The sequence below is a fragment of the Nonomuraea composti genome, from assembly GCF_012034275.1.
GTDB lineage: Bacteria > Actinomycetota > Actinomycetes > Streptosporangiales > Streptosporangiaceae > Nonomuraea > Nonomuraea composti.
This window is the reverse complement of sequence record NZ_JAATEP010000045.1, coordinates 1-13,660: the sequence shown is the minus strand read 5'-3', so window position 1 is coordinate 13,660 and position 13,660 is coordinate 1. Positions and strand designations below refer to the sequence as shown.

The following is a 13,660-nucleotide window of genomic DNA, read 5'->3' as shown; positions in this document are numbered from 1 at the left end:
ACCAGGCCGGGCCCCGTCCCGGCATCCCTTCACGAACGCGGGCGCGCGCCGCTGACGTGCACCGTCCTTCCCTGCGGGCCTTCGGTACGCCTGCCGTTCCCCTGCCCGGCCCGGGCCGCCGCGTGCCCGCGCGGCCCGCCGGCGCGGCTTCTGTCATCCCCACTTCTGTCGCAAGGAGCATGTTCTGCCGTGGACGGCTATTGGGTGCAGCTCGCCCTCGTCGTGGTCCTGGTCATCCTCAACGCGGTGTTCGCCGGTAGCGAGCTCGCGCTGATCTCGCTGCGCGAGGGCCAGCTATGGCTGCTGGAGCGGCACGGCGCGGGCGGCCGCCTCGTGGTGCGCCTGGCCCGCGACCCGAACCGGTTCCTGGCCACCATCCAGCTCGTCATCACCCTGTCCGGCTTCCTGGCCTCCGCCACCGCGGCCGTCACCCTGTCGGAGCCGCTGGTGCCGCTGCTCGGCTTCCTCGGCGACGCCGCGGGGCCGGTCGCGATCGTCGTGGTGACGATCGTGCTGACGTTCCTGACGCTGGTGTTCGGGGAGCTGGCGCCCAAGCGGGTCGCCATGCAGCGGGCCGAGACGTGGGCGCTGCTCATGGCCCGCCCGCCGAGCGTGATCGCGACGCTGTCCCGTCCCGTGGTGTGGGCGCTGGCCAGGTCGACGGACGTGGCCGTCCGCCTGATGGGCGGCGACCCGGCCCAGCACCGCGAGGAGATCAGCCCGGAGGAGATCCGCGACGTGGTGAGCGTCCGGCGCGCGCCCGACGGCAGCCTGCTGCTGCCCGGCGACTTCCCCGTCCACGACCTGACCGACCTGGACATCGACCTGGAGGGCCGCCCGGACGGCGACTACACCACGGTCGCCGGCCTCGCCCTCACCCTGCTGGGCCGGGTGCCGACGGCGGCGGGCGACCGGGTCACGGCGGGCGAGTGGGAGCTGGAGATCGTGGCCGTGGAGCGGCACGCGATCACCGGCATCCGGGCCCGCCCGGCGGGCGCGGCCGACGACGCCGCGCCCGCCGGCCGTCGAGCAGCGCGGCTGATCCAGGTGGCACCCGCCGTCCCCGGGACCCCGTGCGGCGGCGTGCGGGCGGATGGCCGATCATTGTCAGGGACGGGAAGCCGCGGCGCACGCCGGGGCACATCCGCACGACTGAGGGGACCGAAGGTGCCGGTGAACCTGACCAGCCCGCAGGGGTGCTCCCGGTGAGCGTGGCGCTCGGCCTGCTGGCCGTCTTCCTGCTCACCGCGGCCACCGGCTACTTCGTCGCCCAGGAGTTCGCCTACGTCAGCGCCGACCGGCTGGCCCTGTCGCAGCAGGCCGCCGCCGGTGACCGCAAGGCCGCCAAGGCCGTGCGGGTGATGGAGCGGCTGTCGTTCATGCTGTCCGGGGCGCAGCTCGGCATCACGGTGACGGCGCTGGTGGTCGGGTTCATCGCGCGGCCGGCGCTGGCCGAGCTGATCGCGCCGGGGCTGACCGCGCTCGGCCTGCCGGAAGGGATGGTCGGCGCGGTGGCGCTGGCCGTCGGGTTCGCGCTGGCCACGATCATCCAGATGGTGCTGGGCGAGCTGGCCCCCAAGAACCTCGCGCTGGCCAGGCCCGAGCCGCTGGCCCGCGCCCTGGCCGGCTCCACCCTCGTCTACCTGACGATCGCGGGGCCGGTCGTCAGGCTGTTCGACACCGCGGCCAACCGGCTGGTGCGCGCGGTCGGCATCGAGCCCGTCGAGGAGCTGCACCACGGCGCCACGCTGGAGGAGCTCGGCCACATCATCGGCGAGTCCGAGGCCCACGGCCACCTGCCCGGCAGCCAGGCCGACGTGCTGGAGCGGGCGCTGGCCTTCTCCGAGCACACCGCCGACGAGGTGATGGTGCCGCGCGCCGACGTCGTCGCCATCGCCGGCAACGCCACCGTGGCCGACCTCGACGAGCTGATCGCCGCCCACGGCCACACCCATTACCCGGTGCTCGGCGCCACGTTCGACGACGTGACCGGCGTGGTGAGCCTGCGCGACGCCGCCGCCGTACCGACGGAGAAGGCCGCGGAGACGCGCGTCGCCGGGATCGCGCGGGACGTGCTCGTCGTGCCGTTCTCGCTCGCCCTGCCCGAGCTGGCGCGCCAGCTGCACGAGCGCGGCGAGGAGGTCGCCTGCGTCGTGGACGAGCACGGCGGCCTGGCCGGGCTCATCACCTGGGAGGACGTCGCCGAGGAGCTGGTGGGCGAGATCGCCGACGAGAACGACCGCGACGCCCCCTCCCTCGTCCGGCTCGACGGCGGCGCCTGGGAGCTGGACGCCGGGCTGCGCATCGACGAGGTCGCCCTGGCCACCGACCTCGACCTGCCCGACGAGGACGAGTACGACACCCTGGCCGGGCTCATCCTGCACCGGCTCGGCCGCTTCGCCGTCCCCGGCGACGTCCTGGCCGTCGGCCTGCCCGCCACCCTCGACCCCGGCGCGCCCACCCACGCCCGCGTCGAGGTCCTGACGCTCGACCGCCACGTTCCCGAACGGGTCCGCCTGACCCCCTACCGCGAGGAGCAGCCGTGAGCCTCACCACCGGCCTGGCCCTGACGCTGCTCCTGCTGGCCGGCAACGGCTTCTTCGTCGCCGCCGAGTTCGCCCTGGTCGCCGCCAAGCGTCACCGCCTGGAGAAGGCCGCCGCCCAGGGCAGCCGGGCCGCCTCCGCGGCGCTGTCCGGCATCAAGGAGCTGTCGCTGATGCTCGCCGGGGCGCAGCTCGGCATCACGCTGTGCTCGCTCGGGCTGGGCGTGGTGTCCGAGCCGCTGATCGCCGGGACGCTCGCGCCGCTCTTCCACGCCCTCGGCCTGCCGGAGGCGGGCGCGCACGCGGTGGCGTTCGTGATCGCGCTGGCGCTGGTGACGTTCCTGCACATGGTGCTCGGCGAGATGGCGCCCAAGTCGTGGGCCATCGCCCACCCGGAGCGCTCGGCCACCGTCCTGGCGCTGCCGTTCCGGGGCTTCACGCTGCTGGTCCGGCCGGTCATCAGCGCGCTGAACGGCATCACGAACGGGCTGCTGCGCCTGGTCAAGGTGCCGCCGCGGGGCGAGGGCGACAATCCCCGTACGCCCGCCCAGCTCCAGCACCTGGTGGAGGAGTCGCGGCGGCTCGGGCTCATCGAGGCCGACGACCACGCCGTGCTCAGCCAGGCGCTCCAGGCTCCGCACGCGCCCATCACGGCGCTCATCACTCCTCCCGAGCGGATCGTGACCGTGCCCGCCGACGCCGGCCCGCAGGAGATCATCGACGCGGCGATCCGCGCCGGCCGCTCCCGCCTGCTCGTCGGCCCCGCCGGCGCCCCGACCGGCGTCGTCCATCTGAGGGACGCCTACCTCGCCCGCCGCCGCGCCACCGCGACCGCCACCGCTGGGGGCCTCGCCTATCGCCTTCCCGTCCTGCCGCCCGAGCTGCCCGTCTCCGACGCGGTGGCGCGGCTGCGCGCGGCGCGCGGCCAGATCGCCCTGGTCCGGCACGAGGACGGGCGGGTGGCGGGGCTGATCGCCCTCGACGACCTGCTGACCACGCTCCTGGTCCCCGCCTGACCCGGGTCAGCGGCGCGGCGCCGGACGGCGGCCGGGCGGATCAGGTGGCCCGGAAGTCCTCGACGGTGCTGGCGGATCAGGTGGCGCGGAAGGCGTCGGCGTTGCGGGCGCACCAGGCGGCGAAGGTGCGGGGTCCGCGCCGGAGGAGGCGCTCCACGGTGTCGGTGCGGAATCCGGCGGTGTCGGCGCGCATGAGGTGGAACCCCTCGATGATGGCCTCGGCCAGCTCCGGCGGTGCCCCTTGCGGGAATCGGGAGGCGACGGCCTCCTCCGCGGTGCTCACCGGCCGGATCGCGATGTCCCGTCCTGCCGCCGCGGCGAGGATCTCGACCTGTTCGGTGACGGTGAGCCGCTCCTCGCCGGTGAGGACGTATTCCTGGCCTTGGTGGCCGTCCCCCGTCAGAGCCAGGGCGGCGACGGCGGCGATGTCGGCGGGGTCGATCGGCGCGAATTGTCCGGGACCGGCCGGATCGAGGACGTAGCCCGCCCGGCGGATGGTGGGCAGCCAGTCGAAGGCGTTCGTCATGAAGGCGCCGGGCCGCAGGAACGTGGCCGGGATGCCGGAAGCGCGGATGAGCTGTTCGCGTTCGTGGTGCCAGCGGCCCATGGCGGGCACGGGGTCGCCGAGCACGTTGAACGAGGACAGGTGCACGATGTGACGCACCCCGGCGGACCGGGCGGCGGCGACGGCGTGCCTGGTGTGGTCGAGGCCGATGCCGGGGGTGAGGAGGAACAGCCGGCCGGCCCCGGCGAAGGCGGGCGGCAGGGTCGCCGGGTCGTTCAGGTCGGCCACGACCCGTTCGGCCCGCTCGGGCAACGCGGCGGCGCGGGCCGGGTCGCGGACCAGGACGCGGAACGGCACGCCGAGCCGGTCCAGCTCGTGGACGAGCTCGCGGCCGATGTTCCCGGTGGCGCCGGTGACGAGTATCATCGAACCCCTAAATCATGTACCGGTTAACGAATGGAGAGGACGTTAACCGGTACACGATTTGCGGTCAATCGCCCGACGACATCACCGGAGGCCCCCACGTGCCCGAGTTCCTGGACCTGCACAGCAAGGCGTCGAAGGCGCTGCGCGCGGCGGCCGAGGCAGCGGTGCGGCGGCACGGGCTGCACCTGGGGCAGGATCACCTGCTCGCGGTGCTGTGGCGGCAGGACGGCCGGACCCCCGGCGAGGTCGCCGCGGCCCTGAACGTCACCACCCCCAACGTCGTCAAGGCCGCCACCCGGATGGCCGCCGCCGGCCTGCTCACCCGGCGCCGCGACGACCGGGACAACCGGCTGGTCCGGTTGTGGCTCACCGACGCCGGACGCGCCCTCCAAGCCCCCATCGAAAGGGAACGGCGGCTGCTCGAAGAGCAGGTCACCGCCGACCTCACCGACGCCGAGCGCGAACATCTCCTCAGGGCACTGACGAAGATCCACCACTCGGCGACGGCCTTGCTGGACGCCCGCTCCGATCGGCACGGCCCGGCCACCGCCTGACGCCTCGCGCTTCAGGGCTGAAGGTCTCGGCCGAGACCTTCAGCCCCGGCTCTCACCTGAGCACCTCCGTCTCGGCCGGCATGATCGCGTGCCGCACGGTGGCCATCAGCCACAGCGCCATGGTGGCGTAGAACAGCACCGCCAGGGCGAGCTCACTGCCCACGATCAGCCCGGTCACGCCCGCCACGAGGGCGATCCCGCCGGTGGTGGTGGCGACGATCATGTACGGGCCCTTGCGCTCGTACGCATCGGCCGCCGCGCTCAACGAGCAGCCGCCCACGAGGCCCAGCAGCAGGATCGTCGCGGTGGCGCCGCGCACGCTGTCGATGATCGGCACGTCCGCGCCCTGCGTGAAGGCGACGTAGACGGCGACGTTCGCGCCCGCGACCCCTGTCGCCAGCGCGTCCTTCCAGGTCAGCCTCATCATGCCACCTCCTTTCACTCCGAGCCTGCGCGCCCGGCGGGTGTGGCGGCCAGTGCCACAGGTCCTCACCGAGGAGGCGTTCGCCGCCCGGCCCGCCACTTCGCGGAGCTCGTGCCGGGGCCCTCGCCGTGCGGAGCTCGTGCCGGGACCCTCGCTTCGCGGGGCTCGTGTCAGGGCCGTCACTTCGCCGGGCTGCGCACCACGGCCACGGGGCAGCGTGCCCGGTGCAGCACGCCGCGGCTCACCGAACCGGGCAGGGCGGAGGCCAGGCCGCTCCGTCCGCGGCAGCCGACCACGACCAGGTCGGCCACGCGGGAGACCCGGACCAGGGCGGGCACCGGATGGCGTCCGGCGAGCGATTCGGTGATCTCGACGTCCGGATGGGCGTCCCGCCAGGGCGCGAGCCGCTCTTCCAGCATCGCGGCGACCGTAGGGCGGGGCTCGGGCCAGCGCGGCGGGTCCGGCTGGCGCTGGGGTTCGGGCCGATGCTGGGATTCGGGCCGATGCTGGGATTCGGGCCGATGCTGGGATTCGGGCCGATGCTGGGATTCGGGCCGATGCTGGGATTCGGGCCGATGCTGGGATTCGGGCTGGCGCGGTGGGCCGGGTCGGCGGGCCAGCGGGGTGATGGCAAGTGCGAGGGCCGGCTCGGCGTACAGGACCTTCAGGCGGGCCCGCCGTGCGCGGGCCTGCTCCACCGCGTACGCCAGGGCGGCCTCGGCGTCGGGCGAGCCGTCGTAGCCGGCGACGACCTCGCCCCACTCCCCCGGGACGGTCCGGCGGGCGATCACGACAGGGCAGGGCACGTGCCCGGCCAGGGTGTCGCCGGCCGCCCCGAGCACGCGGCCGGCGAGCGTGCCGAGCCCTTCGCTGCCCAGGACGAGCGTGTCGGCGAGCTCCGTCTCCGCCTTCAGCCGCTCGGTCACCGCGCCGGTGACCAGCGCGGTCATGACGGACAGGGCGGGGTGCCGCTGGTGTGCCCGGTGCGCGGCGGCGGCCAGCAGCCGGCCGTCCCGCTCGGTGCGGGAGCGGTGGTACGCCGCAGCGTTCAGCGGGTGCTCCCGCGCCCACGGCTCGCGTACGTGCACGATGCGCAGGCCCCGCCCGCGCCGTGCCGCGTCGTCGGCCGCCCAGTCGAGCGCCAGTCCCGCCGCCGCCGATCCGTCGATCCCGACCACGACCTGTTTGTCCATCTCCGGCCTCCCATCCGGGGGAAGGGCGGGCGGGAGCCTTTCGCCGCTCCCCTGACAGCCTCACCCCACACCGACGGACGGCGGCGTCCCAGAGGCCAAAGACCCTTCCTCACGAACGATCGGCCACGCCGGGCCGTACGGCGCCGGTGCATGGACACTGCGGCGGTACCGGGACACCGCGGCGGTGCTCGGACAAGGCGTGCGGCGGTGCCTGGCACCGCGGTGGTGCTCGGACAAGGCGGCAGTGCCCGCGACGTTCGCCCCTGCTGCCGGTCCAAGCCGCCCGGCTCGCCCCGGTGCCGGGCAGCGCGAGCAGTTCCCCTCGATCACGTACGTGAAGACCCGCGACGCGGGCGGGCACACCCAGCAGCAGCCCCATGGCCCGTCCTCCGCCGTCCCGGACGGCCTCGGACCGTGACGCCGGCGGCGTTCACCGGAAGAGTGCGTCGTCGAGGGCGTAGCGGATGAACTCGCCCGCCACCCGCTGATCGGTGCCCGGCCACCATCCGCCCACGACGCGAACGGGGATGGTGAACCCGTCGAACATGCCCTCCTCGACGCACTCGACGCCGAACCGGTGCTCGCGGAAGGCCTGGCCGTCCGGGTTGCCCCAGCGGTCCATGGAGACGCGCTCCAGCCGCCCGTCCGGCGCGATGTCCAGGGTGACCTCGTGGTCCTCGCCGCCGATGGGGAGGGTGGCGACCGCCTGGCGGTCGTCGAGCGCCTTCCACCGGACGCGCGGGTCCAGCGCGGCGGCGGGCGCCAGGACGAACTCGCAGGCCAGCCGGCCGGCCGCGCTCCGCGTGATGTCCGGCCCCGAGCCCGACATGACCGGCACGGCGTCCAGCAGCCGCCAGCGCATCTCGCCCGCTCCGGCGCGGTAACGGTCGAACCCGTGCACCGGCGCCGGCCCCAGCCGGCTGCCCGCCGCCCACACGTACCCTTCCAGCGGCAGCAGCGCCTGGTTGGCGTGGAAGCGGCGCCACTCACCGATCCTGATCATGCCCCGCATGCTGAGCACGACCGCCCGCCGCAGGGGCGTGCCCGGCGCGATGGCGTGCAGCAGCCAGCTCCGGGCCGGCTCGGGCAGCAGGCCGGCCTGCTCGGGATCGAACGCGGGCGCCCGCTGGGTCGGGGACTGCAGCAGGTCCCAGTCCCGCCGGGCCTGCTCGGTGAGGTGCGGCGGCGCGACGACGACGGTCATGATCGTCTCCTGGGTACGGGGGTTCCTGTCCTGATCCTCATGGGCCCTCCTCGGCGCCGGTCATGGGGGGCGAGCAGCCGTACCATCGCGGCCCCGGTGAGCGCGCCCGGCGTGATGAGCCAGGAGTCGCCCGACACGACTACCCACCTCGGCGCCACCCGCACATGCCCGCGCACAACCCGCCACCGCGGCAGGCTCACGGCCATGGCCGCCGGCTGCTCTTCCCGGGGGTTCGCGCACCTGTCCAGCACACCGTCCCGGACGGCCGCCGGGTAGTGCCGGACAGCCTGCCGCCCCGGGACCTTCGGCCCCTTCGCCGGGGAACAGCGGCAGGTGACGGACGCGGCGTCATCAGGGCCGTTCGCCCCTGATTCGGCGCCCCCTGGCCGGGCAGCATGGACACCACGATCTCTGGAGGAGGACGTCATGACCGTGATCGACCTCCACCGCAGCACAGCGGTGATCTTCGAAACCGACGGGGTGCTCACCGACACCGCCCGCGTCCACGCCGCCGTCTGGAAACGGGTGCTGGACGCCTACCTGCGCCGGCACGCCGAGCGGTCTGGCACGTCGTGGGAGCCGTTCGCGATCCCCGGCGACTACCTGCGGCACGTGGACGGCAAGCCCAGGATCGACGGGGCGCGGGACTTCCTGGCCTCGCGCGGCATCGTCCTGGACGCCGAGAAGGACCACGACGTCCTGACCGGCATGGCGTGCCTCAAGGACGGCCTCTTCCTGGCCGAGATCCGCAACTACGGCGTGGCGCCCTTCCCCGCCGCCGTCTCCCTGCTGCACGAGCTGCGCCACCACGGCGCCCGCGTCGCCGCCGTCTCGGCGAGCCGGAACTGCGCCGAGATCCTGCACCGGGCTGGGCTGTCCGGCATGATGGACGCCCGGGTGGACGGGGTGGTCGCCGCCGAGGCGGGGCTGGCCCCGATGCCGGACCCGGCCGTGCTGCTGGAGGCCGCCCGGCGGCTGGGCGCGGAGCCGTACGAGACCGTGGTGATCGCCTGCACGGCCCCCGCGCTGCGAGCCGCCGCGAACGCCCGCTTCGGCCTCGTGATCCCCCTGCGCCGCCCGTCCCCCACGTCCGGTGAGGCGGCGTCCGGCGTGGCGGCGGGTGCCGTGGACGATCTCACCTCCGTGCGCGTGGTCGGGCGGGTGCCGCTCTTCGCGCATCACGGACGGTGACACCTGGCTGGTCGGGATAGCCGCGGCGCAGGACGAGGGCGGCCAGCGCGGCGGTTAGGACGACGGCCGCGGCCAGCACGAGCGCCTGCCGGTAGCCGTCACGGAGCAGGGGTGTGACGGCCAGCGGGCCGAGGATCTGGCCGGCCGAGTATCCGGCGGTCAGCAGCGCCACGGCGCGGGGGAAGCGCAGGTGCGCGCCCGCGCCCAGGGCCAGCGTGCTCACGCCGATGAACGTGCCGCCGAAGAGCACCGCCGAGATCAGCGCGGGGATCAGGGCGGGGATCAGCGTGGGTGCGACCCCGGCGGTCAGCGCGGGCAGCGCGATGCCTACGGCCTGTACGGTGAGCGCGGCGACGAGGAGGGCCGGGCGGGACCAGCGGCGGGCCGGCCCCGCCCAGAGCGCGGCGGAGGGGACGGCGGCCAGCCCCACCAGCACCCACGCGCCGCTGCCGATCCAGCCGGGCGCACTCTGCTCGATGGCCGCGACCAGGAAGGTGCCGGCGACGATGTACCCGACGCCTTCCAGCGTGTAGGACGCGAACAACGCCCCGAACGAGCGATACGGACGCGAACCGGCCTCCCGTTCCGTCCGCCGAGGTGCGGACGTGCCGGCTTCCTGTTCCCCCGTACGGGACGGACCGGCTTCTCGTACGCGGCCACAAGACACAGGAGGCGGGCCGGGTGAGGCGGTGGGAGGCGGGGGTGGTGGCGGTGGGTCGGGGTGGAGGGGCCAGGCGGGGAGGGTCAGGACGGCGGCCAGGGCGGCGGAGGCCGTCCAGGCGGTTTGCCAGGAGCCGGATTCCCGCAGGAGCAGGATCAGGGCCCCGGACAGGGCGATGCCGGCGCCCACTCCGCCGAACCCCCACCCCGGCAGATGGGCCGGGTGGGCGTGGAGGTGGCTGTGCAGGGAGTTGACGGCGATCACGAAGATGAGGGCGCTGGAGACGCCGGCCGCCAGCCGGAGCAGCGCCCATACGGCGACCTCGTGCGTCAGCGGCATGGCGGCGAGGGAGGCGACGAGTGCCAGCAGGCCGGCGCGTAGCACGGCCGTGGAGCGGGCCAGGGCGGGGAGGAGGGTGCCGGCGAGGGCGCCGATGAGGTAGCCGGCGTAGTTGGCGGTGGCGAGGTTCGCTCCGGCCGCGGCGGTCAGGCCGTTCTGGGTCTGCATGAGGGGCAGGATCGGGGTGTAGGCGAACCGGCCCACGCCCATGGCGGCGGCCAGCGCGGCGGCGGCGCGGAAGACGTGGAGCCATGGCCGGGGCGATGCGACGGGATGGGGTGGGGTGGTCGCCATGCCGTCCAGCGTGCGTCAAGGCCGGCGCCGGCCGCCAGAATCGGTTTCCTTCCAGGTGGGAGGCTCAGGCTCGTACGTCTGCATGAACGAGCCGACCCGCGCATCAACCGATCGGTTGATGCGCGGGTCCGCCGGGCCGGCCGCCGTTCCTGGCCGCGTGGTCGATTCGCGGCAGCCCGGCCCGGCGGGACGCTGGTCGCATGACGATCATCGAGGTGGACGGCCTCGTCAAGCGCTACGGCGAGCACACCGTCGTGAACGGTGTGAGCTTCGCCGTCGAGCAGGGCGAGATCTTCGGCATCCTGGGCCCCAACGGGGCGGGCAAGACCACGACCGTCGAGTGCGTCGAGGGGCTGCGTGCTCGTGACGGCGGCACGATCCGGGTCTGCGGCATCGACCCGCGCGACGACTCCGGCGAGCTGCGGCACCTGCTCGGCGCCCAGCTCCAGGCCAGCGAGCTGCCCGACAAGCTGAAGGTGGGCGAGGCGATGGAGCTCTACAGCTCCTTCTACCGCCGCCCGGCGGACTGGCGGGAGCTGATCGCCACCCTGCGCCTCACCGGCAAGCTGGACACGCAGTTCCGCCGGCTGTCCGGCGGCCAGAAGCAGCGGCTGTCGATCGCGCTGGCGCTCGTCGGCGCCCCGAGGGTGGCGGTGCTGGACGAGCTCACCACCGGTCTCGACCCGCAGGCGCGGCGCGACGCGTGGGACCTGATCGAGGGCGTCCGCGACAGGGGCGTGACGATCCTGCTGGTCACGCACTTCATGGAGGAGGCGGAGCGGCTCTGCGACCGGCTGGCGGTGATCGACTCCGGCCGCGTCGTCGCGCTCGACACCCCGGCGGGGCTGGTCTCGCGGGTCGACCACGAGCAGCGCATCCGGTTCCGGCCGTCCGCGCCGCTGGACCCGGCCGTGCTGACCGCGTTGCCGGAGGTGACCGCCGTCGAGCGGGCGGGGGGCCAGCTCGTCGTGTCGGGGACGGGGAACCTGCTGCTCGCCGTGACCACCGCGCTCGCCCGGCACGACGTCGTCGCCGCCGACCTGCGGGTCGAGCAGTCCACGCTGGACGACGCGTTCGTCGCGCTGACCGGCCGCCGCGCCGACTCCTGAGCCCGAAGCCGAAAGGGAGATGATCATGTCCGCGCTGTTGCGGCTCACCACGACCGAGACCAAGCTGTTCTTCCGCGAGCCGATGATCGTGTTCTTCACGCTCGCGTTCTCCCCCATCCTGCTCGTCATCCTGGGCGCGATCCCCGCCATGCGGGAGCCGGCCGAGGAGTTCGGCGGGGCGCGGATGATCAGCGTGTACGTGCCGATCATCGTCGCGATGACCCTGTCCATGTTCGCGCTGACCAGCCTGCCCCAGCTCCTGGCCCTCTACCGGGAGAAGGGCGTGCTGCGGCGCATGCGGACCACCCCGGTCAAGCCGGGCGTCCTGCTGGGAGCGCAGTTGCTGATGTCGACGATCCTGTCGGCGGTGGCGACGACGGCGCTGCTCGCCATCGGCCGGCTGGCGTTCGGCGTGGCCCTGCCCCGGCACTTGCCGGGGTACGTGGTGGGCTACCTGCTGGGGACGCTGGCCATGTTCGCGATCGGCCTGCTCGTCGCCTCGCTCGCGCCGACCGGCAAGAGCGCGGTCGCGATGGGGACGGTGATGTTCTTCCCGACGGTGTTCTTCGCCGGGCTGTGGGTGCCGCGCGACAAGATGCCGGACATCCTGCGGACGATCAGCGACTTCACCCCGCTGGGTGCCGGCGTGCAATCATGGCAGGACGCCACAGCCGGTCAGTGGCCGCAGCTCCTGCACCTGGCCGTCATGCTGGGCTGGACGCTCGTGGCCGGGGGGCTGGCCGCACGGTATTTCCGCTGGGAGTAGGTCGTGAGCATCGAGGCCGAGCTGCGTGCGGAGTTCGACCGGTGGGAGCGCAACGAGAGCGCGGTGCTGAAGGTGCTCCCGTACATCCTGCTGGCGCTGAGCACCGTCATCACGCTGCTGCAGCCGCTCTGGGGCGTGCCGGTGCACGTCCCGGCGGTGCTCGGGCTGTCGGTCGTCGCTGCGGTCTGGGTGCTCTGGTTCCACACGCTGCGGCCGGGCCGGCACGGCAGCGGGCCGCCGATGGGCGTGTACTACGTGGGCGTGGTGGCGCTGAGCGCCTGCCTGGTGGCGTTGACGCCGTGGTTCGGCTTCTTCGCCTTCCTCGGCTACGCGCACGCCTTCCAGTACCTGAAGGGGCGCTGGCGTTACGTGGGGGTCGCCGCCACGGCGATGGTGGCGGCGATGTCGTACATGGGCGGGGCGGCCGGCATCAAGGAGGAGGAGTGGTGGGCGTGGCTGGGCCTCAGCGTGATCGTCATGCTGCTGGCCGGGGCGTTCTTCTACTTCGCGGAGCTGGCCGACCGGCGCATACTCAAGCAGAAGCAGGCGCTGACCGAGCTGCACGAGGCCAACGTGAAGCTGGAGGCGGCGCTGGAGGAGAACGCCGCCCTGCACGCCCAGCTCCTGGTCCAGGCCCGCGAGGCCGGGGTGCTGGACGAGCGGCAGCGGATGGCGCGCGAGATCCACGACACGCTCGCGCAGGGCCTGGCGGGCATCCTCACCCAGCTCCAGGCCGCCGAGCAGACGATGGGCGAGCCGCCGGCGTGGCGGCGGCACGTGACGAACGCGATGACGCTGGCCCGCGAGAGCCTGACCGAGGCCCGCCGCTCGGTCCACGCGGTGGAGCCGGCGATGCTCGCCGAGGCCCGGCTGCCCGACGCGATCGGCGACGTGGCGCGGCGCTGGGCGGAGGTGAACCACGTGGAGGTGGTGCTGACCACCACGGGCGACGCCCGGCCGATGCACACCGACGTCGAGGTGGCGCTGCTGCGCACCGCTCAGGAGGCCCTGGCGAACGTGGCCAAGCACGCCCGGGCCGGGCGGGTGGGCCTGACCCTGTCGTACATGGAGGATCTGGTGACGCTCGACGTGCGCGACGACGGCGTGGGGTTCGAGACCGACGCCAGGCGCGCGGCCGGCTCCGGCGGCGGCGGGTTCGGGCTGGCCGGCATGCGGCAGCGGGTGCAGCGCCTGGCGGGCCGCCTCGACATCGAGTCGGAGCCGGGCGGCGGCACGGCGATCTCCGCCACGGTGCCCGCCATCCCGGCAAGCGGCGGCACGGTGACGGTGCCGGCCATCCCGGCGGGCGGCGGCACGGCGGCGGTGGTTCCGGCGGTCCCCGCGGGAGGCGGCGCGTGATCAGGCTGCTGATCGTGGACGATCATCCGGTGGTGCGCGACGGGCTGCGCGGCATGTTCAGCGCCGACCCGCGCTT

At 74.1% G+C, this 13,660-nt stretch carries 13 protein-coding genes; 8 read left to right on the top strand and 5 right to left on the bottom strand.

Annotated elements, in window-relative coordinates:
- Window positions 1-189: 189 nt before the first annotated feature.
- The 3 genes from HCN51_RS42705 to HCN51_RS42695 are packed head-to-tail and all read left to right on the top strand — an operon-like array spanning window position 190 to window position 3,559.
- Entirely contained in the window at window positions 190-1,209 is a 1,020-nt protein-coding gene (locus tag HCN51_RS42705) for a CNNM domain-containing protein (RefSeq protein ID WP_168017713.1), read from the top strand.
- Window positions 1,206-2,546 (top strand): CNNM domain-containing protein, encoded by a 1,341-nt coding sequence (locus HCN51_RS42700; RefSeq protein ID WP_168017712.1) that lies wholly within the window; start codon window positions 1,206-1,208, stop codon window positions 2,544-2,546. Before HCN51_RS42705 ends, HCN51_RS42700 begins: the two co-directional genes overlap by 4 nt.
- Window positions 2,543-3,559, top strand: a complete 1,017-nt coding sequence (locus tag HCN51_RS42695) for a CNNM domain-containing protein (RefSeq protein WP_168017711.1) — start codon at window positions 2,543-2,545, stop codon at window positions 3,557-3,559. The genes HCN51_RS42700 and HCN51_RS42695 overlap by 4 nt, the downstream gene beginning before the upstream one ends.
- Before the next feature lie 76 nt (window positions 3,560-3,635).
- On the opposite strand, the gene HCN51_RS42690 is transcribed toward HCN51_RS42695, so the two are convergent.
- Complete coding sequence (locus tag HCN51_RS42690) at window positions 3,636-4,490, bottom strand: NAD(P)H-binding protein (protein WP_168017710.1); 855 nt, start codon at window positions 4,488-4,490, stop codon at window positions 3,636-3,638.
- Window positions 4,491-4,588: 98 nt separating this feature from the next.
- Here HCN51_RS42690 and HCN51_RS42685 point away from each other — a divergent pair, with 98 nt between their 5' ends.
- On the top strand, window positions 4,589-5,044 hold the full coding sequence (locus tag HCN51_RS42685) for a MarR family transcriptional regulator (protein WP_168017709.1): 456 nt from the start codon (window positions 4,589-4,591) through the stop codon (window positions 5,042-5,044).
- 52 nt (window positions 5,045-5,096) lie between these two features.
- Here the strand turns inward: HCN51_RS42685 and HCN51_RS42680 are convergent, their stop codons facing one another.
- The 3 genes from HCN51_RS42680 to HCN51_RS42670 form a co-directional block, all read right to left on the bottom strand.
- Window positions 5,097-5,471 carry a hypothetical protein gene (locus tag HCN51_RS42680; RefSeq protein WP_168017708.1) on the bottom strand — a complete coding sequence of 125 codons (375 nt, stop codon included), beginning with the start codon at window positions 5,469-5,471 and terminating at the stop codon, window positions 5,097-5,099.
- A 176-nt stretch (window positions 5,472-5,647) separates the two neighbouring features.
- Entirely contained in the window at window positions 5,648-6,661 is a 1,014-nt protein-coding gene (locus HCN51_RS42675) for a universal stress protein (RefSeq protein WP_168017707.1), read from the bottom strand.
- A 430-nt stretch (window positions 6,662-7,091) separates the two neighbouring features.
- Window positions 7,092-7,865, bottom strand: a complete 774-nt coding sequence (locus HCN51_RS42670) for a DUF6544 family protein (RefSeq protein ID WP_168017706.1) — start codon at window positions 7,863-7,865, stop codon at window positions 7,092-7,094.
- Between the two features lie 426 nt (window positions 7,866-8,291).
- Between HCN51_RS42670 and HCN51_RS42665 the strand changes: the two genes are divergently transcribed.
- Window positions 8,292-9,056: an HAD family hydrolase gene (locus HCN51_RS42665; protein WP_168017705.1), complete on the top strand. Its 765-nt coding sequence runs from the start codon at window positions 8,292-8,294 to the stop codon at window positions 9,054-9,056.
- Here HCN51_RS42665 and HCN51_RS42660 read toward each other — a convergent pair.
- Entirely contained in the window at window positions 9,001-10,350 is a 1,350-nt protein-coding gene (locus HCN51_RS42660) for a YbfB/YjiJ family MFS transporter (protein ID WP_206068539.1), read from the bottom strand. The genes HCN51_RS42665 and HCN51_RS42660 overlap by 56 nt on opposite strands.
- Before the next feature lie 200 nt (window positions 10,351-10,550).
- Here HCN51_RS42660 and HCN51_RS42655 point away from each other — a divergent pair, with 200 nt between their 5' ends.
- The 3 genes from HCN51_RS42655 to HCN51_RS42645 are packed head-to-tail and all read left to right on the top strand — an operon-like array spanning window position 10,551 to window position 13,584.
- A complete protein-coding gene (locus HCN51_RS42655) occupies window positions 10,551-11,459 on the top strand; it encodes an ABC transporter ATP-binding protein (RefSeq protein ID WP_168017704.1) in 909 nt (302 codons plus the stop codon).
- 25 nt (window positions 11,460-11,484) lie between these two features.
- Window positions 11,485-12,225: an ABC transporter permease gene (locus HCN51_RS42650; RefSeq protein ID WP_168017703.1), complete on the top strand. Its 741-nt coding sequence runs from the start codon at window positions 11,485-11,487 to the stop codon at window positions 12,223-12,225.
- 3 nt (window positions 12,226-12,228) lie between these two features.
- Window positions 12,229-13,584: a histidine kinase gene (locus HCN51_RS42645; protein ID WP_168017702.1), complete on the top strand. Its 1,356-nt coding sequence runs from the start codon at window positions 12,229-12,231 to the stop codon at window positions 13,582-13,584.
- Window positions 13,585-13,660 lie beyond the last annotated feature (76 nt).

What these genes read in the sequence shown, in the direction of transcription:
- HCN51_RS42660 (WP_206068539.1), bottom strand. Translation starts at nt 10,350, where the DNA reads ATGGCGACCACCCCACCCCATCCCGTCGCATCGCCCCGGCCATGGCTC.
- HCN51_RS42665 (WP_168017705.1), top strand. Translation starts at nt 8,292, where the DNA reads ATGACCGTGATCGACCTCCACCGCAGCACAGCGGTGATCTTCGAAACC.
- HCN51_RS42670 (WP_168017706.1), bottom strand. Translation starts at nt 7,865, where the DNA reads ATGACCGTCGTCGTCGCGCCGCCGCACCTCACCGAGCAGGCCCGGCGG.
- HCN51_RS42650 (WP_168017703.1), top strand. Translation starts at nt 11,485, where the DNA reads ATGTCCGCGCTGTTGCGGCTCACCACGACCGAGACCAAGCTGTTCTTC.
- HCN51_RS42690 (WP_168017710.1), bottom strand. Translation starts at nt 4,490, where the DNA reads ATGATACTCGTCACCGGCGCCACCGGGAACATCGGCCGCGAGCTCGTC.
- HCN51_RS42680 (WP_168017708.1), bottom strand. Translation starts at nt 5,471, where the DNA reads ATGATGAGGCTGACCTGGAAGGACGCGCTGGCGACAGGGGTCGCGGGC.
- HCN51_RS42655 (WP_168017704.1), top strand. Translation starts at nt 10,551, where the DNA reads ATGACGATCATCGAGGTGGACGGCCTCGTCAAGCGCTACGGCGAGCAC.
- HCN51_RS42675 (WP_168017707.1), bottom strand. Translation starts at nt 6,661, where the DNA reads ATGGACAAACAGGTCGTGGTCGGGATCGACGGATCGGCGGCGGCGGGA.